Origin of the sequence: Polynucleobacter sp. AP-Capit-er-40B-B4, from assembly GCF_018882245.1 — a bacterium.
Taxonomy (GTDB): Bacteria; Pseudomonadota; Gammaproteobacteria; order Burkholderiales; family Burkholderiaceae; genus Polynucleobacter.
Genome location: NZ_JACVOV010000001.1, coordinates 760,385 through 786,533, shown reverse-complemented (window position 1 = coordinate 786,533; position 26,149 = coordinate 760,385). Strand labels below are relative to the sequence as shown.

Sequence of the window (26,149 nt, the reverse complement as noted above, 5' to 3'; positions counted from 1 at the left end):
CAACAAAAGTCCTAAGGCAACGGCACCTTCAAAGACAAACAGTAGCATTGGGTATTCATCGAGTAAATTGGCGATCATGATTTCTAAATTTAAATATGTTTCATTAAGTGTATTCGCAATCCTAGTTGCCAGCTTGGTTGCTGGATGTTCCACTCCCCCTACTCGTGGTACGGGATATCGCTCGAGCAGCTCCGGTGCCTCGCCATCAAGCTACAGCTCTTCCATTGCAAGTTTTAGCGCTGTCTCCTGGCAGGCTTTGCCGGGGTGGCAGGAGGATGATCTATCTCAAGCTTGGCCCGCTTGGTTAAAAAGCTGTGATGCTTTACGCAAGAAAAATAGTGAAGTCAATTGGCGTCAAGTGTGTGCTCAAGCAAGCAATGTTTCGGGTCGAGATACGCAAGCAGTTCGAAAATATTTCGAAAGTAATTTTCAAGTTTATGAAATTCGCACTAGCTCTGGAAACGATACAGGCTTAATTACTGGGTATTACGAGCCGGTCATGAATGGCTCACTTACTCGCACTAGTACATACAACGTACCTCTTTATAGCTATCCAAGCGCTTGGCGTAAATCAAAGCCGAATCCAGGTCCAACGCGTGCAGAGCTCATGAGTTCAGGAGTGCTCAATGGATCTGAAATCGCATGGGTGCAAGATCCTGTGGCAGCAGCCTCCATGCAAATCCAAGGCTCTGGAAAAATTCGTCTTGAAGATGGTCGAATCTTACGTCTTGGCTTTGCTGGAACCAACGATCAACCATTTAAGTCATTCGCACAGTGGTTGTTAGATCGCAAAGAAATTACGCGAAGCGAAGCAACGATGCAAGGTATTTCGCAGTGGGCTAAACGTAATCCTGATCGAGTTAATGAAATGCTCAATGCCAACCCACGTTTTGTTTTCTTTAAAGAGTTACCGGGCAATGTGTCAGCAGATCTGGGCCCCAACGGTGCCTTAGGCGTTCCGCTCACTAGTGAGCGTAGCATTGCTGTGGATCTGCAGGCTTTGCCTTTGGGCGCACCTGTCTTTTTGGCCACCACTAAGCCGCTAAGCAATCAACCCTTGCAAAAGCTAGTAATGGCGCAGGATACTGGTAAAGCGATTGTCGGCGGCGTGAGAGCAGACTACTATTGGGGATCAGGAGAATCTGCTGGAGAGATGGCGGGCCGCATGAAACAAAACGGCAGGATGTGGCTGCTGCTTCCACGTTAATTCATTTTTATTGCTGAAAGAAATACATGAGCTACAAAACAATTTTGACTGAAGTGGACGGTAAAGTTGCCACGATCACTTTGAATCGGCCTGAAGTATTAAATGCCTTGAATGACCAATTGATGGAGGAGCTTGGCGCTGCGCTATTGGCTTTTGATGCAGATGACAATATTGGCTGCATGATTGTCACTGGCAGCGAGAAGGCGTTTGCGGCTGGAGCAGATATCGCATCCATGGCGAAGTATGGATTGAAAGATGTTTATCGCGGCGACTTTATTACCCGCAATTGGGAAGAGATTAAAAAAGTCCGTAAACCTGTAATAGCTGCCGTCTCAGGCTATGCGCTGGGCGGTGGTTGTGAGCTCGCCATGATGTGCGACACCATTATGGCTGCGGATAACGCGAAGTTTGCTCAACCAGAAGTGAAGCTAGGCATCATTCCTGGGGCTGGCGGTACACAACGTTTACCGCGTGCAGTATCGAAAGCAAAAGCCATGGATTTAGCTCTGACAGGCCGCATGATGGATGCTGCCGAAGCTGAGCGGTCAGGTTTGGTCGCCAGAATTTTCCCGCAAGCAGAATTATTGAAAGAGGTAAAAGCGATTGCTAAAGGAATTGCTGATATGCCTTTATTAACTGCAATGATGGTGAAAGAAAGCATTAACACTGCCTACGAGACTACATTGTCTGAGGGCATTCATTTTGAGCGCCGTCTCTTTCATGCGTGTTTTGCTACAAATGATCAGAAAGAAGGCATGGCCGCGTTTATGGAAAAACGCCCAGCCAAATTTACTAATTCTTAAGTAAATAAATTCAAAAAAGAATTTAGTTTTTTTCCAGGAAGCGTTGAGCTAGTTTGACCCAATAGCTCACGCCTACTGGGATCAAGGAATCATTAAAGTCGTATGAGGGATTGTGTAGGTGGCAAGGACCCATGCCATGACCTACAGAGCGATGATCGCCATCGCCATTACCAAGGAAAACATAACAACCTGGCTTTTCCAGCAACATAAATGCAAAGTCTTCTGCGCCCATCGTCGGATCGATTGAGGCATTCACATTTTGCTTGCCAACTAATTCACTCATTACCTCGGTGGCAAATTCCACTTCATTGGCATGATTAATGAGGGGTGGGTAATTTCTAGCAAATGTAATTTCTGCTTGGCAATCGAAAGCACTCGCAACACTGTGTGCGATTTCTCGAAGGCGCTGCTCAATGAGGTCCAAGACGTCCAACGTGAATGTACGCACTGTGCCACCAATGAATGCGCTATCCGGAATGACATTGCTTGTTTCACCGGCATGAAATTGCGTAATGGATAAAACCGCGGCATCTACAGGGCGTTTATTGCGAGTAATGATGCTTTGCAATGCAAGAACCACCTGCGCACCCGTAAATACTGGATCTGCGCTGTTATGTGGAAGAGCGGCGTGACCACCTTTTCCTGTAATGGTGATTTCGAAAGTATTGCTAGAGGCCATCATGGGGCCAGGTGTTACGCCAAAATGACCTTCCGCTAGGCCCGGCCAGTTGTGTAAACCAAATACAGCATCACATGGAAACTCTTTGAAGAGTCCATCTTTGATCATTTCATTTGCGCCCGCACCACCTTCTTCCGCAGGCTGGAAAATAAAGATCACCGTACCTTTGAAGTCACGATGATTTGATAGATATTGTGCGGCACCAAGAAGCATGGCAGTGTGACCATCGTGACCACAAGCGTGCATTTTTCCTGGATTTTTTGATGCATGTGCAAAGTTGTTGTGCTCTTGCAATGGCAGCGCATCCATATCAGCACGAAGACCAATCATCTTGCCTGGGCCTAAGTCGCCATCCAAGCGGCCCACTACTCCAGTTTTTCCCATACCACGGTAAACGGTGATTCCCCAGCTAGAAAGTGCCTCTGCAACTAAATTGGCCGTGCGATTTTCTTCGAAACGCAATTCAGGGTGTGCATGAATATTGCGTCGAATTTCTTGAATCGCTTCTGCGGATTCGGTAATTTCTGGAAGTAAATGCATCCCTTCATCTTATCCGAAAGTCATTTAATATGCCGTTAGAAGGTAATTAATACTGATTATTGATTGGGTAATTGCATGTGCTTTGCAGCAAAACGCAAAGCATCAATTGAATAAGGGCTATCAGTAGCTTTTTGTAAGTCTTTTGGCAATGATGGGATCAGGCCTAGAAATGGAGCTGCAATTCTGGCTTGCAAGGTCTGTAGATTTTCTTGCAGAAGCGGCATTTCCTCCGCAAGGGAGTTGGCTATCCATCCTGCAACATTTAAATTACGCGCTTTGATTGCCTCATACGTTAGTAGGCTGTGATTAAGGCAACCTAACTTCATACCCACTACAAAGATGATTGGCAAATCAATCTTCTTTGCAAACCCACTTAAATCTTCATCTTTATTTAAAGGTATTAGTAGGCCGCCAGCACCCTCAACCACAACGCAATCTGCATACTGTTGAATATTCTGAAAAGCATCGGTCATCACGCCTATTTCAAGTTTTAACCCTTGCTGCTCTGCCACTAAGTGAGGAGCTACTGGTTGATCTAGTACATAAGGGCATAAGCTTAATTCGTTATGGCCAAGGTTAGACGCAATGCGTAGCGTTTCTAAATCTTCGTTGAGAGTTATGCCGTTTTCATCTTTGTAGGTGCCGGCGACAACAGGTTTAAAGCCAATGGCGTTTATTTGTTGCTCGCGCAATTTCACAATGAGCGCGCCGCTTACCAAGGTTTTCCCAACTTCGGTATCAGTTCCTGTAACAAAGAATCCAGCAGACTTACTCATGGGGCGCCTTTTGGATTGCTGTCTGCTCAATAGTCTTTAGGGTGGCGATTAGCTGACGTAAATCTGTTTCACTATGATTTGCCGAGAAGGTAATCCTCAATCGCGCACTTCCAATGGGTACGGTCGGTGGACGAATGGCTGGAATCCAATAACCTGCCTCATCTAGTAACTTGGCGGCCAGCAAGGCATTGGCATTACTGCCCAAAATAACAGGCTGAATAGCTGTGCAAGAGGACACCTTTTCCCATTGAGCAAAATGCATTTCATCCTGCCAAATGCGAATAAGTTTGTTCAGTTGGGCACGGCGATTGTTACCTTCATCCCCCTCAATGATGTCTAAGCTCTTGGAGAGTGTGTGCGCTATTGCTGGTGGGGTAGCAGTACTGTAAATAAAGGGGCGACCTTTTTGGATAAGCCATTCAATCAAGGTTGCATGAGCACAAACAAAAGCACCGCTGACGCCAGCGGCCTTTCCAAGGGTGCCGATATACACAATGCGATCTGAGCAGATATTTTCTTGCTCCAATATGCCGTGACCGTGCTTGCCTAAAACCCCAAAGCCATGCGCATCATCGACCAACAGCAATGCATCGTATTGCTCTGCAATTTCTAACAATCGCTTAACGGGAGCAAGATCGCCATCCATGCTAAAGACGCCATCGGTGACGATCATCTTGAGGGTACTCTTATCAGTCTTTAGTAATTCACCTAATGTATTGATGTCTTCATGATCAAACAAGTGAACCTGTGCATTAGTTTGCGCACTTGCTAGTCGAACACCGTCAATTAAAGACGCATGATTTAGCCTTGCTGAATAAATGCTGACGGATCCTTGTGGCGCAAGTCTTGCAAAGGCTGTAATGGCTGTCAAATTAGCAAGGTAGCCGGTACTAAAAAAGAGTGCGCGTGCATCTGGAATATGTTGCCTCTGAAAATCCGCCAACTTCCTTTCAAGAATCTCATGAGCAATGCTATGGCCACTGATGAGATGAGAGGCGCCGCTACCAACGCCATACTGCGCGGCACCTTCAGCAAGGGCTTGAACTAGGTCGGGGTGATTTGCCAGGCCCAGATAGTCATTGCTGCAGAAAGCTTTTAATTCACGTCCATTAACCAGCGCTTTGGTATCGCATGGAGATTCAGTTGCTCTGAGTTTTCGCTTGAGTAGCTGCAAATCCAAATCTGCAATTTGCTCTTGCGCTAAATGAAGGGCATTAAATGCGTTTGTCATGCCAATGTCTTCTCTAGAGCAAGCTGCACTGCTTTACCTAATTGCATCGTTTCTTCGGATGACAAAATATAGGGAGGCATTACATAAATCGTATTGCCAATAGGCCTTATTAATACAGCTGCTTCTAAGCTATTAGCAAACATAGTGCGTGCAAAAGTTTTGGGATCTTTGAGGCAATTGTTTTTTACGTCAAATGCCAAAATCATTCCCTGTTGGCGCCAATGCTCAATTCGGGGATCGGTCTTTGCCCAGGTAAAAGCGTTCGCCAATTCTTGTGAGCGCTCAATATTTTTTTCTAATACGTTTTCTGATTCAAAAATCTCAAGGCAGGCCAAAGCAGCAGCGCATGCTAGCGGATTGCCGGTGTATGAGTGGGAGTGTAAAAACCCTTGCGACGTTTGGTCGCCATAAAACGCTTGGTAAATCTGATCGGTAGCAAGACACAGTGATAGTGGCAAATAGCCGCCGCTAATGCCTTTGGAGAGCGTTAAGAAATCTGGCCAGATGCCAGCATGCTCACAGGCGAAGAATTTACCGCTCCGCCCGCAGCCAACGGCAATCTCATCTGCAATCAGATGTACGTCATAGCGATTGCATAGCTCTCTGACTAGGCGAAGATACTCAGGAGAGTGCATCGCCATTTGTCCGGCGCATTGCACTAAGGGTTCGACAATAAAGGCAGCTATATGTTGATGCTCTTTTATAAATAACTCTTCAAGTTTTTTAGCTGCATGCTTTGCCACCTCTTCCGCGCTCTCACCAACTTTTGCTTTGCGCGCATCGGGAGAGGTGACTGTGTAGACATCTTGCAGCAGTGATCCGTACGCTTCTCTGAAAATGGCTACGTCAGTTACCGCTAAGGCGCCTAGTGTTTCCCCGTGATAACCATTCTCTACACAAACAAACTTTTTCTTTTGCGGTTTGTCATGGAGCTGCCAAAAGTGATGACTCATCTTGAGTGCAATTTCCACAGCAGATGCGCCATCAGATGCATAGAAGACATGACCTAAATGATGTTTGGTGAGTGCCGAAAGTTTTTCGGACAATTCCACCACTGGTAGATGTGTAAATCCAGCGAGCATTACATGCTCAATTTTTTCTAGTTGCTCAGTGATTGCTTGATTAATGCGTGGATTGGAGTGACCAAATAAATTGGTCCACCAAGAACTAATGGCATCGAGTAGGGCATTTCCGTTTTCGTCGTACAGCCAAGCGCCCTTACCTTTGGTAATCGCAACTAACGGAAAGGACTCATGCTGTTTCATCTGGGTGCATGGGTGCCAAACGGCTGCTAGGCTGCGATCAACGAGTGCGGCTTGATTTAAATCAGAAATAACCTTCATGTTTGATATTTGACCACTAGTTTTCCCAATTTCAGGCCTGTATCTGTTATGTTTATGGCTTGAATCTACCTAATTTCTGGAATTTGCCCATGCAGGACACTCAAACTGTTGAAAAACCTCTAACCCAGTTCAAATCGAAGGCTGAATTGCATCATGGTGCAAATGCAGAGATTTCGGCGCCTGGAGAGTGGTCAGTGGCTCAAATTGAGGCTTTATTTGCACTTCCATTTAATGAATTGATGCTGAAGGCCCAAGAGACTCACAAGGCTTATTTCCCTGAGGGTGATGTGGAATTGGCCACCTTGTTGTCAATCAAGACAGGTGGTTGTCCTGAGGACTGCGGCTATTGCCCGCAAGCAGCACGATATGACACCGATGTTAAGGCCGAGAAGTTAATGGGCTTGGAAGAGGTTTTAGAGGCCGCTAAAGCAGCCAAAGCAGCTGGTTCTAACCGTTTCTGTATGGGTGCTGCTTGGCGTGAACCCAAGGATCGCGATATTGAAAAAGTGACCGCCATGATCAAGGGCGTAAAGGCCTTAGGTCTTGAAACCTGCGCCACCTTGGGTATGTTGGAGGCCGATCAAGCTCAGGCTCTCCAAGAGGCTGGCCTGGACTTTTATAACCATAATTTAGATACCAGCGAAGATTTTTACCGCTCCGTGATTTCTACTCGTGGTTACCAGGATCGTTTGGATACGATTTCCAATGTTCGCGCTGCTGGTATGTCAGTTTGCTGCGGCGGAATCGTTGGCATGGGTGAATCTAGGGAGCAGCGAGCAGCTTTTCTGGCACGCTTAGCCAATTTGAGCCCATACCCAGAATCAGTGCCCATCAATCATTTGGTGCCAGTTGCCGGTACGCCATTGGCAGATCAAAAGCCCTTAGATCCGCTTGAGTTTGTGCGAACCATTGCTGTTGCTAGGATCACAATGCCTAAAGCCCGTGTGCGTCTGTCAGCCGGCCGCCAGGAGCTTGGCAGAGCCGTACAGGCAATGTGTTTCTTGGCTGGCGCCAATTCGATTTTCTATGGTGAGCAACTACTTACTACCGGAAATCCTGAGGCCGAACAAGACCGCGCACTCTTGGCAGAGTTGGGTCTGAAGACCAAGCAAAGCAGCAAAGCAGAGGTTTTAATCTAAGTTTTGTCGCGAATGTCCCCGATAGATCGCTTCATCCTCGAGTTTGACACCGCCCTTAGGTCGGTAGTGGGCGGCGCTAATGCTCAAAGACCCACGCCAGGGTCAGATTTTGCAAATCACTCAGTACTGGACGCTGCCGAACGAAAGCATGCTGCTGGTCTCATGCGTGTAAATCATGTTGGTGAGGTTTGTGCGCAAGCGCTGTATCAATCACAAAAATTAGTTGCTCGAAATTCAGATATTCAAGAGATGTTGGATCACTCTGGTCGCGAAGAAATGGATCACCTTGCTTGGTGTGAAACTCGCTTACAAGAGCTTGGATCACATACTAGTTATCTCAATCCACTTTGGTATGCAGGATCCTTTGCGATCGGCTTGGCAGCAGGCTTAGCGGGCGATAAGTGGAGTTTAGGATTTGTTGCTGAAACAGAAAAACAAGTTGAGGATCACTTAGAAAGTCACCTCGAAAAATTGCCAAAAGATGATCAGCGTTCACGTGCAATTGTTGATCAAATGCGCATTGATGAAATTGCACATGGACAAGCTGCAAAAAATGCAGGGGGTGCAAATTTGCCAGAACCTGTTCAGAAAATAATGCAGGCAATGTCTAAGGTAATGACCGCTACTGCTTACAAAATTTAAAACTGAAATACGATTAATTACTAAAAATTAATTTCTGATTAATTTGGATATATTTTTTTAAGATTACTGTTTATAAATACAGTATATTTTGGGATTATCTAGCCCAATAGCTAAGATCTATTCTTAAGTATATTTTCCAAGCCATTGTTTCAAGTAGCTATTTTACTAACACCATTTTCTGAACACACGACGCTAAGTGTTTGTAAACACTAGAGAAATTCCTAAAAAAACTCCTAAAAACACTTGACCCTCTTAGTGCGATCCTCTAAAGTGGGAGGAAGTGTGAAAAAGTGGGGTAAATGGTGTTTCAAGGTGCGTCAGCTCTCAATTTAGATGCAAAAGGCCGCATGTCTGTGCCGGCAAAGCATCGTGACGCCTTGTTGGTGCAGGGCGAGGGCCGAATCACGCTCACAAAACACCCTGATGGCTGCCTACTTCTCTTCCCTAGACCTGAGTGGGAAACCTTTAGAGCAAGAGTTGCACAACTTCCGATGGATGCTCATTGGTGGCGTCGTATCTTCTTGGGTAACGCAGCCGAAATGGATTTGGATAGCGCTGGTCGTGTATTGGTCAGCCCAGAATTACGTTCAGCGGCCGGAATAGAAAAAGAAGTGATTTTGCTTGGCATGGGAAGTCACTTGGAATTGTGGGATGCAGCAACATACGCCGCAAAAGAACAGGCTGCGATTGCGCAAGGCATGCCTGAAGCACTCAAGCAATTTAATTTTTGATGACAGGGTGCTATGAACATATCTCATCGCCCAGTATTACTGGCCGAGGCGGTGACGGCGCTAGTTGGTGGCCCACTGATTCAAAATCAAAATTCGGAAAAGCAGATTCTGGTAATCGATGGAACCTTTGGGCGCGGTGGTCATACTCAAGCGCTTCTCAAAGAATTGAATCCATCGGCACGCATGATTTCTTTCGACAAGGATTTGGATGCGATCGCAGTAGCACAACAAATCAACGATCCGCGCTTGAAAATCGTGCACGACAGTTTTGCGCAGATGGATCAGTACGCGGAAGCAGAGTCGGTCGATGGAATTTTGTTGGACTTGGGTATCAGCTCACCACAGGTGGACGAAGCGCATCGGGGATTTTCTTTTCGACGAGAAGGCCCGCTCGATATGCGCATGAATACCGATCACGGTTTAACAGCAGCAGAGTGGTTGGAGCAAGCATCACCGGAGGAAATCACACACGTGATTAAGATTTACGGAGAAGAGCGCTTTGCATATCAGATCGCTAAAGCCATTGTGGCAAAGCGTGAAGAAGGTTTGCCTCCAAAAACTACAACAGAATTAGCAAGTCTAGTTGCCAGCGTCGTACGCACACGTGAAGCAGGTCAAGATCCGGCAACTAGAACATTTCAAGCTTTGCGTATTTTTATAAATCGCGAGCTGGAAGATTTGGAGCTCGGTTTAAAAGCGGCATTGAAATTGTTGAAGCCTGGCGCAAGACTGGCAGTGATCAGTTTTCACTCCCTTGAAGATCGCATCGTGAAGCAGTTTATGCAAGCGCATGCAAAAGTAGAGATTCCTCGTGGCTTGCCAGTGCGCGAGAAAGATTTACCACAAAGCGCTCTTGAAATTATTGGTCGCATCAAGCCTAGCGATGCAGAGGTGTCTGAAAATCCTCGCGCACGCTCAGCAATTATGCGTGTGGCTGAAAAGCGTATTGGGGCAGCTGCATGAATCGTGCAACATTGACCTTACTCGCTCTGCTATTGATATGCGCTCTATCTCTGGTCGCGGCGCAGCAGCGTGCGCGTAAGTTATTTATTCTGCAGGAACGTGCGCAGATTGAAGAGCGTAAGTTAAATCAAGAATGGTTACGTCTTGAGTATGAGCAACGTAATCTTTCGAAGTCTGCACGTATTCGTGATGTTGCACGCAATCAATTACGCATGTCGCCAATTTCTCCTGAGCGTACTTTGTATCTGAGGGAGGCTAAATGAGGCCGGTCGGTTTTTCTACTACGCCAAATTTAGTGCTGCGTCTGCCAATGTGGCGGTCGCGTTTAATGCTATTCCTCTTGTTCTTTGTTTTCATGATGCTATTACTGCGCGCATTTTGGATTCAGGGCCCAGGCAATGCATTCTATGAGGCAAAAGGTGTGCGAGGCACTCAGCGCGAGCTAGAGTTGCCTGCAAGCCGTGGAAAAATTTTGGATCGCAATGGTCAAGTTATTGCAACTAGTCTGGAGGCAAAATCAGTTATTGCCTATAACGACACAGTGCCAGATGATTTGGCCGCTGATAAGGTGCAAAAGCTAGCAAGTCTTTTGCAAATTAGCGAAGCAGAACTGCGTAAAAAATTAAAAGAAGAGCGCAAGCAAATCTTCTTAAAACGCCAAGTTGATCCAGCAGTTGCGCAGCAAATTAAGCAATTAGAAATTCCGGGTATTGGTTTAAATAATGAATATCGTCGCTTCTATCCAGAGGGCGAGGCGATGGCCCATGTGGTTGGCTTTACCAATGTGAATGACAAGGGTCAGGAGGGTATGGAGCTCTCTCGTGAGAAGGAGCTTGCCGGCCATCCTGGTCAAAGACGTGTGGTGGTTGACCGCTTAGGCCGTGTTGTTGAGGATGTTGCGATTCTGCAGTTGCCACAAAACGGAAAAGATTTAAATCTATCTATTGATAGCAAGATTCAGTTCTTAGCCTATAACGCTGTAAAAGATGCGGTTGAAAAGCATCACGCTAAAGCAGGTGGCGCCGTGGTACTGGATACGCAAACCGGTGAGATTTTGGCTCTAGCAAATTACCCGAGCTACAACCCAAATGATCGACGTGTGTTAACTGGTGAGCAATTACGTAATCGCGTACTAACAGATACCTTTGAGCCTGGCTCAACAATGAAGCCATTAACAATTGCAATTGCATTGGAAAAGGGTGCGGTTAAGCCTGATACCAATATGGTGATTGGCGCTAAATATTTAATTGGACCAAAGCCAATTACCGATACGCATCCTTATGGAAATTTAACAGTCTCTCAAATTATTCAAAAGTCTAGCAATATTGGTACTGCAAAAATTGCAATGAACAATCTTTCCGCTGAAGAAATGTGGGATTTTTATACGGCAGTTGGATTTGGCCAAGTACCAAAAATTGGCTTCCCTGGAGCCGTTGCTGGAACGGTTCACCCATTTAAAAAATGGATGCCTACTGATCAGGCGCGTATTGCATTTGGTTACGGTATCTCAGCTTCGTTATTTCAGGTGGCTCGTGCTTACACAGTTTTTGCCCGTGATGGTGAATTGGTTCCGCTGACAATTGAGCGTAGTCCAGAATTTAAGCCGGGTACAAAAGTTCTCTCTCCCAAAACTGCAATTGAAATGCGCGCCATGATGGAGTCGGTTACTGAGCCTGGAGGCACCGCTATTAAGGCGCAGGCTGAAGGTTTCCGTGTAGGTGGTAAGACAGGAACGGCACATAAGTTAGTTGGCAAAGGGTACGGCAATAAATATCGCGCCTACTTTGCTGGTCTCGCTCCAATTAGTGCGCCACGTATTGTTGTTGCAGTCATGATTGATGAGCCTACCGGCGGAAGTCACTACGGTGGTGATGTCGCAGCACCGGTTTTTTCGACCATTGTGAGTGAAACGCTACATACTCTAAATGTTTTACCGGACAACAAAGTCAAGCAAATGGTATTGCAGGATAAGAGTCCACAAGAGATTCAGTCTGTAAATGCTCAAGCTCAGCATGTGGTTTTGAAACGATGAGGGTGGACTTGAAAATAGACACCAATCACTTGATTGACCACTTACATACACTAGCGAATTCCTCCGCAAAAGTGTGTGCGGATAGTCGCCAGATTCAGTCTGGCGATATCTTTTTTGCTTATCCGGTAGGTCACGGCAATGCATTGCGCGATGGACGTCAATTTATTCATGCCGCCTTAGAAAATGGTGCGGCAGCTGTAGTGTTTGACCCTGCGGGTATGGACAATCAATTTATAGATCACCCTCAATGCTTCGCAGTTGAAAATCTTGCTGCAGAGGTCGGCCAATTGTGCTCTCAGTGGTACGGGAACCCCAGTAAAGAATTGAGCATTATTGGTGTTACTGGCACCAATGGAAAAACAAGTATTACGCAGTGGCTTGCTCAGGCTTTAGATGCTAGCAATCATCGCACTGCGGTTTTGGGAACTTTGGGCACTGGATTCCCTGGCGCTTTGGTTCAAACTGGCTATACAACTCCAGATGCTCCAAAGTTACAAACTCAGTTAGCAGAGCTGCGCGGTGCAGGGGCAAAACAAGTTGCCATGGAGGTCTCTTCACATGCATTGCATCAGGATCGAATCTCTGGCACCGAGTTAAATTGTGCGGTTTTCACTAATCTCACGCAAGATCATTTGGATTACCACGGCAGTATGGCTGAGTACGCTGAGGCGAAAGCGAAGTTATTTAAGCAAACTGGGCTGCAGCATGCAGTGATCAATTTGGATGATGCTTTTGGTCGTGAATTGGCTATGAATTTATTGGCTCAAGCGGACTTAAAAGTATGGGCATATGCGTTGTCGCCATTAGCGTTTGAGGGATTTGAAAAATTTGGCGACCGATTGCAGCATATTTTTGCCAAAGAGACTGTGTTGAGTGGTGCGGGTTACGATTCCACTTTTGTTTATGACAAAGCAGGAAGTGCTCAATTGCACATCCCATTATTGGGTGAATTTAATTTAAGCAATGCGCTTGCAGTGTGGACGGTATTGCTTACACAAGGCATGAGTTGTGAGCTTGCCGCGCAAAAAGTAAGTCAATTAAATCCGGTACTTGGACGCATGGAATTAATCCAGCTTAGTAAGCCACAAAAAATAGAGGGTTTATTGGCAGTTGTTGATTACGCTCATACGCCAGATGCTTTAGAAAAAACTTTGCAGGCTTTACGGCCTATTGCGGACCAGCGTGGCGGAAACATTTGGTGTGTCTTTGGCTGCGGTGGCGACAGGGATGCTGGAAAGCGATCACTGATGGGTGCTGTTGCAGGGCGTTACGCCGATCAAATTTTAATTACTAGCGACAACCCACGCTCTGAAGATCCGCAAGCCATCATGCAGATGATTCGTGCAGGTCTAAAGGCTGATGCAACAAATGTTCAGATGATTGCTGATCGTGCAGCTGCCATTATGGCGGCCGTTCGCCATGCAAATCCTCATGATATTGTTTTGGTCGCTGGCAAGGGTCATGAAACTACACAAGAAATCAATGGCAAGAAATTTGATTTTTCTGATCAGGAACATATTCGCCTAGCTGCCGGAGGTGGAATCTAATGTCCATTATGACAACGCTTGTGCAAGCGCAGGCCATGCTACCTGGAAGCAGGCTAATTAATACTTCCGTAGAAGCTGCTCAGGAATTATCTATTTCTCGAGTAGGTACTGATAGTCGTCAGATAGAGCGTAATGAATTATTTGTAGCGTTGGTTGGTGAACGCTTTGATGCACATGATTTTTTATCCGATGTTGCGAAGGCGGGCGCAGGTGCTGCGCTAATTAGTAGTCAAGATAAATGCCCGGCCGACTTGCCAGCAATTTGCGTTTCGAATACACGCGTTGGTTTGGGAAATTTAGCTAAGGCATGGCGCACCAATCATCCAATTCCTTTGGCTTTAGTTACCGGTAGCAATGGTAAGACCACTGTTAAGGAAATGATTGCTTCCATTTTCAAGGCTGCAGTTGGTGAGCAACATACCTTGGTGACAAAAGGTAACTTGAATAACGATATTGGTTTGCCATTAACACTTTTGAAATTGCGTTCCACCGATCGCCTTGCTGTTATTGAGCTTGGAATGAATCATCCAGGTGAGACGGCACAGTTGGCGGCAATTGCGCAAGCCAATATTGCGTTAATTAATAACGCCCAGCGTGAGCATCAGGAGTTTATGGCGACAGTAGCCGCTGTGGCTGAAGAGCACTCCGATGCCCTTCGCGCTTTACCAAGTGATGGCGTTGCAGTATTCCCAGCAGATTCTGAGTTTTCAAATGTTTGGCACCAGGCCGCCGCTGGTCGCAAAGTCATTGATTTTGTTCTGTTATCTGCACAGACCAAGGTATCGGCTGCAGTGACTGGAAGTCTACTAAGCAATGGGTTGGTAAAGATTGAAACAGAACAAGGCAGCATCGAGGTTCAGTTGAATACCTTGGGTAGCCATAATGTTCGCAATGCTCTAGCAGCAAGTGCGGTAGGAATTGCTGCTGGTGTAAGTCTTGAAAAAATTAAGCAGGGTCTCGAATCCTTTTCGCCAGTCAATGGACGTATGCAAGCTAAGGTGATTGATTCAAACCGAACCCTTATTGATGATAGCTATAACGCTAATCCTGATTCTGTAAGAGCGGCTATTGATGCTTTAAAACAATCGGGTAATTTATCTTGGCTGATTTTGGGTGATATGGGTGAAGTTGGTAATCAAGGTCCAGAGTTTCATCGGGAAGTTGGCGCATATGCTGCTGAACAAGGAGTTGCCAAACTTTTTGCCTTGGGTGAGCAATGCCAATTCGCACTCCAAGGATTTAATGAGGTTGATAAAGGTGTTGCAACTTCAGCTCAGGCAAAACATTTTGCGGATATAGACAGTCTGATTGCGCAATTAAGAGATGCGCTTCATACCCAGTCCAGTGGCAGCAATCAGCATTTAAATATTTTGGTTAAAGGTTCACGGTTTATGCGCATGGAGCGTGTAGTGCAGGCCTTGTTAGAGGAGGCTAAAACATGCTCTTAATGTTGGCACAATGGTTGCAGGATGACTTCGGATTTTTCCGAGTATTTAACTACATCACTTTTAGAGCAGTGATGGCAACAGTGACTGCATTGTTAATCGGTTTGGCTGCGGGACCTTGGGTTATTCGCAAACTAACTGCGTTAAAGATGGGTCAAGCAGTCAGAACAGACGGACCTCAAACACATTTAGTGAAATCAGGAACCCCAACAATGGGTGGCGTCTTGATTTTGATTGGCATCTTTATTTCATGCATGTTGTGGGCAGATCTTAGCAATCGCTTTATTTGGATTGTGATGATTGTTACCTTTGGTTTTGGCTTAGTAGGTTGGGTAGATGATTACCGTAAAGTAGTTTACAAAGACCCTAAAGGCATGGCGTCGAGAGAAAAATTCTTTTGGCAAACCTTAATTGGTTTATTTGCCGCAATCTATCTCGCGTTCTCTGTTTCTGAAGTAAACAACCTCAAGGTATTGCAATTATTTTATGAGTGGCTCAGAAGCGGGTTCGCTTTAGACCTTCCTGCCAAAACGGATTTGCTCATACCTTTTATGAAAGAGGTTAGCTACCCATTAGGAATTATGGGTTTCATTATTTTGAGTTACCTTGTAATAGTTGGCAGCAGCAATGCAGTGAATTTAACGGACGGTCTTGATGGTTTGGTCATCATGCCAGTCATTCTGGTGGGTGCTGCATTGGGTGCTTTTGCTTATGTAATGGGTAATGCGATTTATGCAAAGTATCTACTCTTTCCCTATATTCCTGGCGCTGGTGAGTTGATGATTTTCTGTGGCGCAATGGGCGGTGCTGGATTAGCTTTCCTTTGGTACAACACCCATCCTGCCCAGGTTTTTATGGGTGACGTAGGTGCGCTGGCTTTAGGTGGTGCACTTGGCACCATTGCTGTCATTGTTCGCCAAGAAATTGTCTTATTTGTGATGGGCGGTATTTTTGTTGCTGAAACTGTCTCAGTCATGTTGCAAGTTTTTTGGTTCAAGGTAACCAAAAAACATTTTGGCGAGGGTCGTCGTATTTTCCGAATGGCACCATTGCATCATCATTTTGAATTGGGTGGCTGGAAAGAAACACAAGTAGTTGTTCGATTCTGGATCATCACGATTCTTTTGGTCTTAATTGGCTTATCTAGCTTGAAGTTACGGTGATCCAAAAGTAATCATGTTGATTTTAGAAAATACCTTCGCCAATTCAGCCTTCATGAGTGATGAAGGCTATCAAGCACCAAGCCGATTCCTCATTTTGGGTTTGGGTGAATCTGGTGTCGCCATGGCTAAGTGGTGCTTGCGTAATGGTGCAGAGGTACGCCTCGCTGACACTCGTGAACAATCATCATTTAATGAGCGTCAGAATGCTTGGTTGCAAGAACTTCGCATTGCCGGATTAAAAGACACTTGTTTTGGACCTTTGAGCGACGACTTGCTCAAAGGGATTGATGTGATTGGTATCAGCCCAGGGCTTTCTCCGGTGCAAGATCCAACATATTCTTTCTTGGTAAAAGCTGAAGAAGCTGAAATCGATGTGTGGAGCGAAATAGAATTTTTTGCTCGCGCGATTTCTGCTTTAAGTCGCATGGCGCAGACACAAGAGTCTAGCTATGAGACTGCGGTATTGGCGATCACTGGCACCAATGGCAAAACAACGACCACTGCACTAACAGGTCAACTCTGTGAGCGTGCCGGCAAGAAAGTGGCTGTCGCCGGAAACATTAGCCCAGCTGCCTTGGAAAAATTAATGAGTAGCTTAGACTTGGCAGATCAGATTGTAGATATGCCTGATGTTTGGGTGCTGGAGTTATCCAGTTTCCAACTGGTCTATACCCATACCTTAAATGCAACTGCAGCAACTGTATTGAATATTACCCAAGACCATTTGGATTGGCATGGTGATATGCAGGCTTATGCAGATGCTAAGTCAAGAATATTTGGCGCCGATACAGTGTGCATCCTAAATCGTGATGACTCTCTTGTAATGGGCTTACTTTCAGAAGAACAAAAAGCAGAGAAGTCTATAGTTACTTTTGGCTCTAATCGTCCAGATGAGCAAGGTGCTTTTGGTATTGAGCATGACTTGCGTGCTGGTGGTATTGATTGGCTAGTGTGGGCTGAAGTAGATGAGGATGTGGAGCCTAAGCCAAAACGTCGTCGTAAGGCTACGGTTGTTGAGGATGATGAGCTATTGCGATTGAAGCGCCTCATCCCAGCTGATGCATTAAGAATACGTGGTCGTCACAACGCCCTAAACGCATTGGCTGCGCTTGCTTTAGCACGCGCTGCCAATTTACCAATGAACTTGCTATTGCATGGTTTGCGCGATTACCATGGCGAGCCTCATCGAGTACAAAGCATTGCGATCGTTAAAGACGTTGAGTATGTGGATGATAGTAAAGGCACTAATGTGGGTGCTACTGTTGCCGCATTAAATGGCTTGGGTAATAACGAATTAGGTAAACGTATTTGGCTAATTGCTGGTGGTGATGGTAAGGGGCAAGATTTCAGCCCACTTCGTGAACCAGCTTTGCGCTTCATAAAGGGCGCCTTCGTAATTGGCAAAGATGGTGTTGCTATTGGCGAAGCATTAGGCGCTGGAATACCTGTCACTAATTGTGGTGACTTAGTGTCTGCAGTGCAAGCTGCTGCGGCACAGGCTATATCTGGAGATTTGGTGTTGTTATCGCCTGCTTGCGCTAGCTTGGATCAGTTCCGTGACTATAAAGAACGTGCTCAGGTATTTGCCGCAGAAGTCGAAGAGTTGGGTATGCGCTTTGAAGGAGTCCAGGCATGAACTTAAAAGAGAAATTCTTTCCTGAAAACCGCCTTGGGCTAAATCGTTTTTGGAATTTTTCTAGAGGTGGAATCGATAACTTCCGTACTGGCTTGCGAGATGCTGTATCTGGCGTAGAGCAAACTCGTTCACGCATGATGGAATATGACCAGTTACTTGTTTGGGCAATTTTGTCCCTCATGTTGATTGGTTTAGTGATGGTGTATTCAGCTTCCATTACTTTGGCTGATGGACCTAAGTACGCAAACTACAGTAGTAACTTCTTCTTAATTCGCCACATGATTTCTTTGGTGATAGCTATTGGAGTGGGAATTTGGGCTTTCAAGATTCCTACAAAGGTATGGGATCGTTATTCACCAGTCATTTTTGGATTTACCGTTTTATTGCTTATTGCGGTGCTGATTCCGGGTGTCGGCAAAGGTGTGAATGGCGCTAAGCGTTGGATTCCTCTGGGTTTAATGAACTTCCAGCCTTCTGAGTTAATGAAATTTGCCGCGGTGATCTTTGCGGCTAGCTATACCGTTCAACGCCAAGAGTATCTCCATTCATTTGTTAAGGGCATGCTACCTATGGGGATTGCCGTTGCGCTGGTTGGCGGCTTATTAATGGCTGAGCCGGATATGGGCGCTTTTGTAGTGGTTGCCTTGATTGCATTTGGCATCCTCTTTTTAGGCGGCATTAACGCTAAGTTATTTGGTGGCTTAATTCTGGTCGGTTTGATGAGTGGTGCAACCATGATTGCGCTTTCTCCATTTCGTCGTGGACGTATGTTGGCGTTTATGGATCCATGGCAAGTAGATAACGCTGCTAATAAGGGATATCAATTAACCCATTCACTCATGGCTTTTGGACGTGGTGAGTGGTTTGGTACAGGTCTTGGCGGTAGCGTAGAAAAATTACATTACTTGCCTGAAGCTCATACCGATTTCATCATGGCGGTGATTGGTGAGGAACTAGGATTTGTTGGTGTAGTCGTCATGATCTTCTTGTTCTATTGGATCGTACGCCGCGCATTCTTAATTGGGCGCACCGCGTTGCAACTAGACCGTAGCTTCGCAGGACTTGCTGCTAAGGGTGTGGCCATTTGGATTGGTTGGCAGGCCTTTATTAATATGGGCGTGAACCTTGGATTGTTACCAACCAAAGGCTTGACTTTGCCATTGGTAAGTTATGGTGGCTCCGGTATTTTGATGAATGCTGTTGCGATGGCAATGCTGTTGCGCATTGATTTTGAAAATCGCATTCTGATGCGTGGAGGGAAGCTTTGACAAAACCCTCAATTCTTGTGATGGCTGGTGGTACTGGTGGGCATATTTTCCCAGGCCTGGCTGTCGCTGAATATCTACGGATTTGCGGCTGGAATGTCTCTTGGTTGGGAAATCAAGCGGGCATGGAGTATCGCCTCGTGAAGTCTTGTGACTTTCCATTTGAGGCAGTTGATTTTGGCGGCTTGCGTGGCAAAGGCTTGAAGACCAAGATCATGTTGCCCATTAATCTGATGCGTGCATGCTTTCAGAGTTGGAAGATTATGCGTCGTGTTAAGCCGAATGTTGTTTTAGGTATGGGCGGTTACATCACTTTCCCAGGTGGCTTAGTAACTAAATTATTGAAGCGCCCACTGGTCTTGCATGAAGCAAACTCTGTAGCTGGTAGCGCCAATATTGCACTAAGCAAAATCGCCATGCGAACTTTGACTGGATTCCCTAATACGATGGCAAATGCTGAGTGGGTTGGTAATCCAATTCGTGAAGAATTTGATCATATGCTCGCGCCAGCGGAGCGTTATGAACAGCGTCAAGGACCACTCTCAATCCTTGTGGTGGGTGGTAGCTTGGGGGCTGCAGCCTTGAATGAAAACATCCCAGCTGCTTTGGCATTGATTCCAGTGGAGTCACGTCCAAAGGTGATTCATCAAGCTGGTGATAAACACTTGGGAGATTTGCAAAAACGATACGCTGATTTAGGTGTTGTTGCAGATATTCGCCCTTTTATAGATGACATGCCAGCCGCATATTCGCAGGCGGATTTGGTAATTTGTCGTTCCGGTGCCATGACAGTTTCCGAAATAGCTGCTTGCGGAGTTGCCTCATGCCTTATCCCTTTTCCGTTTGCGATTGACGATCATCAAACTGCTAATGCGCAGTTTCTGTCAAATGCAGATGCGGCAGTTTTATTGCCGCAGCCATTACTGAATCCGCAAGATTTAGCGATGATGATTCAAAACCTAAATCGCAAAGAACTAAAAGAAATGGCGCTGAGAGCACATGCTTTAGCAAAACCACATGCAACTCAGCGAGTGGCTGAAGTGTGTGCAGATTGTGCGGGGGTAGGTAAATGAAGCATATCGTTCAGCAAATTCACTTTATTGGTATCGGTGGCGCTGGTATGAGCGGCATTGCTGAAGTGCTTTTGAACTTGGGCTACCAGGTTTCGGGATCAGATCTTGCTGAGGGTGCTGTTACTAAGCGCCTGAAGGAATTAGGAGCTGTGATTTATATTGGGCATGATCCTAAAAATATTGGCACTGCTGAGGCAGTAGTGATTTCAACAGCAGTTGCTGGAAATAATCCTGAAGTCTTAGCTGCGCGAGCAGCAAAGATCCCGGTTATTCAGCGTGCTGTGATGTTGGGTGAGTTAATGCGCCTAAAGCAGGGCATTGCGATTGCTGGTACCCATGGAAAAACAACGACTACTAGTTTGGTCGCATCAGTATTGGCTGAGGGTGGTCTAGATCCTACGTTTGTGATTGGCGGAAAGCTCAATTCTGCAAACGCCAATGCGCGTTTAGGGCGTGGAGATTTTATTGTTGTAGAAGCTGATGAATCTGATGCTTCTTTCTTGCAATTATTCCCAGCAATGGAAGTCGTCACCAATATCGATGCAGATCACATGGATACCTATCAGCACGATATGGCTCGCTTAAAGCAAGCATTTGTGCAGTTTATTCAGCGTATGCCGTTTTATGGTGTGGCAGTGCTTTGTGTTGATGATGCCAATGTGCGCGACATCATTCCATTTGTATCTCAGCCAATATTGCGATACGGCTTATCCGAAGATGCCGATATCCGTGCGAGCAATGTTCGCGCTGACGGTACTCGCATGCATTTCACGGTTGATCGCCGCACTGTGCGTAGACACGGTAATAAGCCTGGCCCGCTGAATGTCACTCTTAATTTGCCAGGATTACATAACGTACGCAATGCTCTAGCTGCTATTGGTATCGCAACAGAGTTGGGCGTGGGTGATGAAGCAATCACAAAAGCGCTCTCTGAATTTAGTGGTGTAGGTCGTCGTTTCCAGCGTTATGGAGATATTCCGCTAGCATCAGGCGGCAGTTTTACCTTGATTGATGATTATGGTCATCATCCGGTAGAGATGGCAGCAACCTTGGCTGCTGCTCGTGGCGCTTATCCAGATCGCCGTTTAGTGCTGGCATTCCAACCGCATCGCTTTACTAGAACACGTGATTGTTTTGGTGAGTTTGTACAAGTTCTTAGAAACTTTGATGCATTGGTATTGACTGATGTCTACCCAGCAGGTGAGGCCAAAATTCCAGGTGCAGATGGCAAGAGCTTGATGAAGGCCGCTATCGCAGAAGAGAAGAATTCAAAAGCTTTATTAAATTCAGCTGCAGTTGCTTACGCTACAAATATTGCAGAGATGCCAGAAAAATTGAGTCAAGTTTTAAAAGATGGGGATGTATTAATTACGATGGGTGCAGGATCAATTTCTGCTTTGCCGCATACGTTAGCGGAGGCAAAGCATGTCTAAGGTGGGTGCTAACTTGAGCTCCTGGGGTGATCGCGTCAAGGCTAGCTTGGCGGGTATGGACGTTAAGTCATTTGGTCGCGTCGGCATATTGCTTGGGGGCAAATCAGGTGAGAGAGAAATTTCTCTTATGTCAGGTAATGGCGTATTGGAAGCCTTGCGTTCGAAAGGCGTAGATGCGCACGCCTTTGATACTGGTTTGCGTTGCCCCACTGAGCTGGCTCAAGAAAAGTTTGATCGAATCTTTATTTCACTGCATGGTCGCTTTGGCGAGGATGGCACGATTCAAGGTCTACTTGAATTACTAGACTTGCCTTACACCGGCAGCGGGGTTTTAGCATCTGCTTTGGCAATCGACAAGATCGTCACTAAGCAAGTCTGGATTAGCAGTGGACTCGCAACACCTGAGTATGAGGAGTTGACTGCAACAAGTGATTGGAATGCTGTAGTCCAGCACTTGGGCTTGCCGTTAATTGTGAAGCCTGCGCATGAGGGATCTTCCTTGGGTCTAACCAAGGTGAAATCAGTGGATGAGCTGCCAGCCGCTTACAAGCTTGCTGCTGGCTTAGATAAAAAAGTGATTGCAGAGACCTGCATCGTAGGCGATGAATTAACTTGCCCATTGGTTGGCTACGGTAAAACTGCCGAAGCGTTGCCGGTGATCAAAATTATTCCACCGCAAGCTAATTACGATTTTCATAATAAGTATTTCTCTGATGAAACTCAGTATCTATGTCCAACAGGACTTGCACCAGAGGTGAATGCTGCCGTTCAAGAATTAGCCTTGGCGGCATATAAAGCCTTGGGTTGTCGCACCTGGGGTCGTGCGGATGTGATGCTAGATCAAAAAACTGGCAAACCATATTTGCTGGAAATGAATACTTCTCCAGGCATGACTTCTCATTCATTAGTGCCAATGGCTGCTAAGGCTGCAGGGATTGAGTATGCCGATTTAGTGCTTTGGTTATTAAGTCAAACTTTGCAGCAAAAAGAGGGCGCTCATGCATGAGTAACTTCATGGACCGCTTCGGTGAAATTTTCTCTATGTTGATGGCTCCACTTTGGAACCACTCAGATCGCATGGAGAAGCTGAGTCGTCTCTTGATGCGCTGCTTCATAGTGATGCTAGTAATTGGTATTTTAGTTTGGCTTAGTCAGCGTCCAGTATTTGCCTTGAAGCAAATACAAATTGAACCCGTCGCCGGTCAAACCCTAAAGCACATCAAGAAGCCTATTGTGAAACAGCAGGTTCTAGAAACAGTACAGGGTAATTTCTTTAGCGTTCGCCTAGAAGATGTAAAGCGTGGCTTTGAAAGTATGCCTTGGGTTCGACATGCCAATGTGCGTCGAGTCTGGCCAAATGGATTGGTCGTCAGTATTGAAGAGCAGAAACCTTTTGGAACATGGGGTGGTGCTGAAAGTCACACTTTAATGAACACCCATGGGGAACTATTTGCTGGGCGTGTGTCTGAGGTAGGTGACGACATCCGTCTAGTCGACTTCTCTGGCCCTGCAGATTCCGGTAAAGAGGTGATGAGTCTTTATGAAAAAGCAAACAATTGGTTTAAGCCATGGGGTGCAGAAGTAACGAGTCTTGCTTTAACGGAACGCTACGCATGGAACGTCAGACTATCAAATGGCATGAGAGTCGAGTTTGGGCGCGATGAAGAAAGCTCCGATAAAAATTTAACTGAAGAGCGTGTAGCGAGATTATTTAAATATTGGCCCCAAGTACAAGAGAAGTGGGCTAATCGAATTGATGCAATTGATTTGCGATATGCAAATGGTTTTGCGGTTCATCTTGCCTCTGCAAGTTTGAAAAAGAATGATGTAGATGGCAAAAAAAGCGAGCTGAAGCAATGAGGAATGGCAATGAGTAAAGACAATCGTGATGTGTTGGTTGGGTTAGATATTGGTACATCCAAGGTTGTTGCCTTGGTTGCTGAATTAGCTCCCGATGGTCAATTTAATGTAGTTGGTGTTGGTCAAACAGCCTCTAAAGGATTGAAGAAGGGTGTTGTGGTCAATATTGAAGCGACAGTTCAATCAATTCAAAAGGCGCTTGAAGAAGCTGAGGTGATGGCCGATCGCCAGATTGTTCAGGTATTCACGGGCATTGCTGGTAATCATATTGTGAGTTTTAACTCGAGCGGCATGGTGGCAATACGCGACAAAGAAGTTGGCGCTGGTGATGTGGAGCGCGTGCTCGAGACTGCCAAGGCTATCAACATCCCAACCGATCAGCAGATTTTGCACATCCTTGTTCAGGAATTCATTATTGATGGACAGGAAGATGTGCGCGAGCCGATTGGTATGAGCGGTCTTCGTTTAGAGGTGAAGGTACACATTGTTACTGGCGCTGTAAGTGCAGCACAGAATATTGTGAAGTGCGTACGTCGCTGTGGTCTTGAGGTAAACGATTTGATTTTGCAACCTTTGGCCTCAAGTTTGGCGGTGCTCACTGAAGATGAGAAAGAGTTGGGTGTGGTGTTGGTGGATATCGGTGGCGGAACTACTGATATTGCAATTTACTGCCAAGGTTCTATTCGTCATACAGCTGTAATTCCAATTGCAGGTGATCAAATTACTAATGACATTGCAATGGCCTTGCGTACACCAACAATCGATGCGGAAGATTTGAAGATCGCACATGGTATTGCTCGTCAAGATATGGCAGATCCCACTGCGATGATTGATGTTCCTGGTGTGGGCGATCGTGAACCGCGTCCGATGTCTAAGCAAGCTTTAGCGGCAGTGATTGAGCCACGTGTTGAAGAGTTGTTTACGCTCGTGCGAGGTGTAGTTCGTGACTCCGGTTACGAAGACATGGTTTCTTCAGGAATTGTTTTAACAGGTGGAACTGCGCTCATGCCTGGCATGGTGGAGTTGGCTGAACAGGTCTTTTTAAGGCCGGCCCGAATTGGCACGCCTGAGTACCGTGGCCATTTACATGAAGTGTTGCGTAGTCCCAGATATGCCACCAGCATTGGTTTGCTGATGGAAGGTCAAGCGCAGTTATTGCGCGGCCGTCGTGTTTCTCAATCAGGCGCGTTGCAAGGAGTTATCTCGCGCATGAAGGAATGGTTCGCAGGAAATTTTTAAGTTTTTTTCGTCGTCGTCAATGTAGTAAGTTTTTTACCTAGGAGGGTATATGGAATTTGAAATGTTAGATCAAGAAACAGCTGGCAAGACCATTATTAAAGTGGTTGGAGTCGGTGGCGCTGGTGGTAATGCTGTCCAGCACATGATCCGTCGTGGTGTTAACGGCGTAGAGTTCATTTGCATGAACACCGATGCTGGCGCTTTACAGCGTTCCGAGGCATCTGTGAATTTGCAACTGGGCTCTAGCGGATTGGGTGCAGGGGCTAAACCAGAAATCGGTGCAGCATCTGCTGAAGAAGCGCGTGCACGTATTGCAGATACTTTGCAGGGCGCACACATGGTATTTATCACTGCCGGTATGGGTGGCGGTACTGGAACTGGCGCAGCTCCAATCGTTGCTCAAGTGGCTAAAGAAATGGGCATCCTCACTGTTGGCGTGATTAGTAAGCCATTTGATTTCGAGGGTGTAAAGCGTTTGAAGGTTGCCGAGAACGGCGCTGCGGAGCTCGAGTCATATGTAGATTCACTCATTGTTGTACTCAACGAAAAACTCTTTGAGGTGATGGGCGAAGATGCTGAGTTCGATAAAGCATTTGCTTGTGCTGATGACGTGTTGCATAACGCAGTTTCAGGTATTGCAGAGATCATTAATGTTCAAGGTTTGATTAACGTTGACTTTGAAGACGTTAAGACAGTAATGGGTGAGCAGGGCAAAGCCATGATGGGAACAGCAACAGTTTCTGGTATGGATCGTGCGCGCCTAGCTGCCGAAGCTGCGGTTGCATCACCATTGTTAGAGGGTGTAGATCTATCAGGTGCACGTGGCGTATTGGTCAACATCACTGCTAGCCGTTCATTGAAGTTGTCTGAGACTCGTGAAGTTATGGCTGCGATTCGTGGTTACGCTGCAGATGACGCAACGGTTATCTTCGGTACCGTATATGACGAGAGCTTAGGTGATGCCTTACGTGTGACTGTAGTTGCTACTGGCTTGAATAATCCTCAAGCTCGTAAAAATAACCAGCCTGAAGTAGTTTGGAGACAAGCTACTGGTACTCATGATGCAATGCCAACAATGGCTGATCTCAATAGCTTTGCCCCTGCAAGCCCATCCGCTGCAATGAGTAAGGTAAGCATGGATTCCGCATTGGGAACTAGCGCAGGCTTGGCAATGACTGGTGTTGGTAGTGCTCCAGAAATGGCAGCTCAGCCAGCAAGCTCTGGTGTTGATTACAGTCAATATGACTTACCACGCGTTTTTCGTAGCTCTCGTGAAGCGACTCCTGCGCCTACATTAGGTGCAGATAGTTCTCCACAGGCTAAATCCATGTTGGACAAAGGGGCTGATTACTATGAAATCCCAGCCTTTTTGCGTAAGCAAGCAGATTAATTGACTGCTTAA

At 46.1% G+C, this 26,149-nt stretch carries 23 protein-coding genes; 19 read left to right on the top strand and 4 right to left on the bottom strand.

Annotation, left to right across the window (positions count from 1 at the left end; translation table 11 throughout):
* Window positions 1-76 precede the first annotated feature (76 nt).
* Both ICN19_RS03910 and ICN19_RS03905 read left to right on the top strand, forming a co-directional pair.
* Window positions 77-1,207: a murein transglycosylase A gene (locus ICN19_RS03910; protein WP_216245852.1), complete on the top strand. Its 1,131-nt coding sequence runs from the start codon at window positions 77-79 to the stop codon at window positions 1,205-1,207.
* Between the two features lie 26 nt (window positions 1,208-1,233).
* Window positions 1,234-2,010 (top strand): enoyl-CoA hydratase, encoded by a 777-nt coding sequence (locus tag ICN19_RS03905; RefSeq protein WP_216245851.1) that lies wholly within the window; start codon window positions 1,234-1,236, stop codon window positions 2,008-2,010.
* Window positions 2,011-2,032: 22 nt separating this feature from the next.
* Here the strand turns inward: ICN19_RS03905 and ICN19_RS03900 are convergent, their stop codons facing one another.
* From ICN19_RS03900 to bioA, 4 genes are read right to left on the bottom strand one after another with little or no spacing between them, the layout of a single operon-like run.
* Entirely contained in the window at window positions 2,033-3,229 is a 1,197-nt protein-coding gene (locus tag ICN19_RS03900; protein WP_216245850.1) for a M20 aminoacylase family protein, read from the bottom strand.
* A gap of 56 nt (window positions 3,230-3,285) precedes the next feature.
* Window positions 3,286-4,005, bottom strand: a complete 720-nt coding sequence (gene bioD / locus ICN19_RS03895) for a dethiobiotin synthase (protein WP_216245849.1) — start codon at window positions 4,003-4,005, stop codon at window positions 3,286-3,288.
* Complete coding sequence (locus tag ICN19_RS03890) at window positions 3,998-5,236, bottom strand: 8-amino-7-oxononanoate synthase (RefSeq protein ID WP_216245848.1); 1,239 nt, start codon at window positions 5,234-5,236, stop codon at window positions 3,998-4,000. Before ICN19_RS03890 ends, bioD begins: the two co-directional genes overlap by 8 nt.
* Window positions 5,233-6,579, bottom strand: a complete 1,347-nt coding sequence (gene bioA, locus ICN19_RS03885; protein WP_216245847.1) for an adenosylmethionine--8-amino-7-oxononanoate transaminase — start codon at window positions 6,577-6,579, stop codon at window positions 5,233-5,235. Before bioA ends, ICN19_RS03890 begins: the two co-directional genes overlap by 4 nt.
* 89 nt (window positions 6,580-6,668) lie before the next feature.
* On the opposite strand from bioA, the gene bioB reads away from it, so the two are divergent.
* The 17 genes from bioB (at window position 6,669) to ftsZ (ending at window position 26,137) form a co-directional block, all read left to right on the top strand.
* The gene (gene bioB / locus ICN19_RS03880; protein ID WP_216245846.1) at window positions 6,669-7,718 is read left to right on the top strand and encodes a biotin synthase BioB; all 1,050 of its coding nucleotides are present in this window, start codon (window positions 6,669-6,671) and stop codon (window positions 7,716-7,718) included.
* Between the two features lie 12 nt (window positions 7,719-7,730).
* Window positions 7,731-8,360 carry a 2-polyprenyl-3-methyl-6-methoxy-1,4-benzoquinone monooxygenase gene (gene coq7 / locus ICN19_RS03875; protein ID WP_216245845.1) on the top strand — a complete coding sequence of 210 codons (630 nt, stop codon included), beginning with the start codon at window positions 7,731-7,733 and terminating at the stop codon, window positions 8,358-8,360.
* A 302-nt stretch (window positions 8,361-8,662) separates the two neighbouring features.
* Window positions 8,663-9,091, top strand: a complete 429-nt coding sequence (gene mraZ / locus ICN19_RS03870; protein ID WP_216246036.1) for a division/cell wall cluster transcriptional repressor MraZ — start codon at window positions 8,663-8,665, stop codon at window positions 9,089-9,091.
* Window positions 9,092-9,103: 12 nt separating this feature from the next.
* Window positions 9,104-10,054 carry a 16S rRNA (cytosine(1402)-N(4))-methyltransferase RsmH gene (rsmH, locus tag ICN19_RS03865; protein ID WP_216245844.1) on the top strand — a complete coding sequence of 317 codons (951 nt, stop codon included), beginning with the start codon at window positions 9,104-9,106 and terminating at the stop codon, window positions 10,052-10,054.
* Window positions 10,051-10,317, top strand: coding sequence for a cell division protein FtsL (ftsL, locus tag ICN19_RS03860; RefSeq protein WP_068320283.1), 267 nt, complete (start codon window positions 10,051-10,053; stop codon window positions 10,315-10,317). The genes rsmH and ftsL overlap by 4 nt, the downstream gene beginning before the upstream one ends.
* The gene (locus ICN19_RS03855) at window positions 10,314-12,086 is read left to right on the top strand and encodes a penicillin-binding protein 2 (RefSeq protein ID WP_216245843.1); all 1,773 of its coding nucleotides are present in this window, start codon (window positions 10,314-10,316) and stop codon (window positions 12,084-12,086) included. Before ftsL ends, ICN19_RS03855 begins: the two co-directional genes overlap by 4 nt.
* Window positions 12,083-13,633: a UDP-N-acetylmuramoyl-L-alanyl-D-glutamate--2,6-diaminopimelate ligase gene (locus ICN19_RS03850; RefSeq protein ID WP_216245842.1), complete on the top strand. Its 1,551-nt coding sequence runs from the start codon at window positions 12,083-12,085 to the stop codon at window positions 13,631-13,633. Before ICN19_RS03855 ends, ICN19_RS03850 begins: the two co-directional genes overlap by 4 nt.
* Entirely contained in the window at window positions 13,633-15,081 is a 1,449-nt protein-coding gene (gene murF / locus ICN19_RS03845; RefSeq protein WP_216245841.1) for a UDP-N-acetylmuramoyl-tripeptide--D-alanyl-D-alanine ligase, read from the top strand. The genes ICN19_RS03850 and murF overlap by 1 nt, the downstream gene beginning before the upstream one ends.
* A complete protein-coding gene (gene mraY, locus ICN19_RS03840; RefSeq protein ID WP_216245840.1) occupies window positions 15,072-16,241 on the top strand; it encodes a phospho-N-acetylmuramoyl-pentapeptide-transferase in 1,170 nt (389 codons plus the stop codon). Before murF ends, mraY begins: the two co-directional genes overlap by 10 nt.
* Window positions 16,242-16,293: 52 nt before the next feature.
* The gene (murD, locus tag ICN19_RS03835) at window positions 16,294-17,877 is read left to right on the top strand and encodes a UDP-N-acetylmuramoyl-L-alanine--D-glutamate ligase (RefSeq protein ID WP_216246035.1); all 1,584 of its coding nucleotides are present in this window, start codon (window positions 16,294-16,296) and stop codon (window positions 17,875-17,877) included.
* A complete protein-coding gene (ftsW, locus tag ICN19_RS03830; protein WP_216245839.1) occupies window positions 17,874-19,145 on the top strand; it encodes a putative lipid II flippase FtsW in 1,272 nt (423 codons plus the stop codon). The genes murD and ftsW overlap by 4 nt, the downstream gene beginning before the upstream one ends.
* A gap of 20 nt (window positions 19,146-19,165) precedes the next feature.
* A complete protein-coding gene (gene murG / locus ICN19_RS03825) occupies window positions 19,166-20,215 on the top strand; it encodes an undecaprenyldiphospho-muramoylpentapeptide beta-N-acetylglucosaminyltransferase (protein ID WP_216246034.1) in 1,050 nt (349 codons plus the stop codon).
* The gene (murC, locus tag ICN19_RS03820) at window positions 20,212-21,648 is read left to right on the top strand and encodes a UDP-N-acetylmuramate--L-alanine ligase (RefSeq protein WP_216245838.1); all 1,437 of its coding nucleotides are present in this window, start codon (window positions 20,212-20,214) and stop codon (window positions 21,646-21,648) included. Before murG ends, murC begins: the two co-directional genes overlap by 4 nt.
* Window positions 21,649-21,703: 55 nt before the next feature.
* A complete protein-coding gene (locus ICN19_RS03815; RefSeq protein ID WP_216246033.1) occupies window positions 21,704-22,654 on the top strand; it encodes a D-alanine--D-alanine ligase in 951 nt (316 codons plus the stop codon).
* Window positions 22,651-23,508, top strand: coding sequence for a cell division protein FtsQ/DivIB (locus tag ICN19_RS03810; RefSeq protein WP_216245837.1), 858 nt, complete (start codon window positions 22,651-22,653; stop codon window positions 23,506-23,508). The genes ICN19_RS03815 and ICN19_RS03810 overlap by 4 nt, the downstream gene beginning before the upstream one ends.
* A gap of 9 nt (window positions 23,509-23,517) precedes the next feature.
* Window positions 23,518-24,747 carry a cell division protein FtsA gene (gene ftsA / locus ICN19_RS03805; protein ID WP_216213451.1) on the top strand — a complete coding sequence of 410 codons (1,230 nt, stop codon included), beginning with the start codon at window positions 23,518-23,520 and terminating at the stop codon, window positions 24,745-24,747.
* A 49-nt stretch (window positions 24,748-24,796) separates the two neighbouring features.
* Window positions 24,797-26,137: a cell division protein FtsZ gene (gene ftsZ, locus ICN19_RS03800; RefSeq protein ID WP_216245836.1), complete on the top strand. Its 1,341-nt coding sequence runs from the start codon at window positions 24,797-24,799 to the stop codon at window positions 26,135-26,137.
* The last annotated feature ends 12 nt before the right edge of the window (window positions 26,138-26,149 follow it).

Coding starts and splice junctions, on each gene's coding strand:
- ICN19_RS03910 (WP_216245852.1), top strand. CDS start 77: ATGATTTCTAAATTTAAATATGTTTCATTAAGTGTATTCGCAATCCTA.
- ICN19_RS03905 (WP_216245851.1), top strand. CDS start 1,234: ATGAGCTACAAAACAATTTTGACTGAAGTGGACGGTAAAGTTGCCACG.
- ICN19_RS03900 (WP_216245850.1), bottom strand. CDS start 3,229: ATGCATTTACTTCCAGAAATTACCGAATCCGCAGAAGCGATTCAAGAA.
- bioD (WP_216245849.1), bottom strand. CDS start 4,005: ATGAGTAAGTCTGCTGGATTCTTTGTTACAGGAACTGATACCGAAGTT.
- ICN19_RS03890 (WP_216245848.1), bottom strand. CDS start 5,236: ATGACAAACGCATTTAATGCCCTTCATTTAGCGCAAGAGCAAATTGCA.
- bioA (WP_216245847.1), bottom strand. CDS start 6,579: ATGAAGGTTATTTCTGATTTAAATCAAGCCGCACTCGTTGATCGCAGC.
- bioB (WP_216245846.1), top strand. CDS start 6,669: ATGCAGGACACTCAAACTGTTGAAAAACCTCTAACCCAGTTCAAATCG.
- coq7 (WP_216245845.1), top strand. CDS start 7,731: ATGTCCCCGATAGATCGCTTCATCCTCGAGTTTGACACCGCCCTTAGG.
- rsmH (WP_216245844.1), top strand. CDS start 9,104: ATGAACATATCTCATCGCCCAGTATTACTGGCCGAGGCGGTGACGGCG.
- ftsL (WP_068320283.1), top strand. CDS start 10,051: ATGAATCGTGCAACATTGACCTTACTCGCTCTGCTATTGATATGCGCT.
- ICN19_RS03855 (WP_216245843.1), top strand. CDS start 10,314: ATGAGGCCGGTCGGTTTTTCTACTACGCCAAATTTAGTGCTGCGTCTG.
- ICN19_RS03850 (WP_216245842.1), top strand. CDS start 12,083: ATGAGGGTGGACTTGAAAATAGACACCAATCACTTGATTGACCACTTA.
- murF (WP_216245841.1), top strand. CDS start 13,633: ATGTCCATTATGACAACGCTTGTGCAAGCGCAGGCCATGCTACCTGGA.
- mraY (WP_216245840.1), top strand. CDS start 15,072: ATGCTCTTAATGTTGGCACAATGGTTGCAGGATGACTTCGGATTTTTC.
- murD (WP_216246035.1), top strand. CDS start 16,294: ATGAGTGATGAAGGCTATCAAGCACCAAGCCGATTCCTCATTTTGGGT.
- ftsW (WP_216245839.1), top strand. CDS start 17,874: ATGAACTTAAAAGAGAAATTCTTTCCTGAAAACCGCCTTGGGCTAAAT.
- murG (WP_216246034.1), top strand. CDS start 19,166: ATGGCTGGTGGTACTGGTGGGCATATTTTCCCAGGCCTGGCTGTCGCT.
- murC (WP_216245838.1), top strand. CDS start 20,212: ATGAAGCATATCGTTCAGCAAATTCACTTTATTGGTATCGGTGGCGCT.
- ICN19_RS03815 (WP_216246033.1), top strand. CDS start 21,704: ATGGACGTTAAGTCATTTGGTCGCGTCGGCATATTGCTTGGGGGCAAA.
- ICN19_RS03810 (WP_216245837.1), top strand. CDS start 22,651: ATGAGTAACTTCATGGACCGCTTCGGTGAAATTTTCTCTATGTTGATG.
- ftsA (WP_216213451.1), top strand. CDS start 23,518: ATGAGTAAAGACAATCGTGATGTGTTGGTTGGGTTAGATATTGGTACA.
- ftsZ (WP_216245836.1), top strand. CDS start 24,797: ATGGAATTTGAAATGTTAGATCAAGAAACAGCTGGCAAGACCATTATT.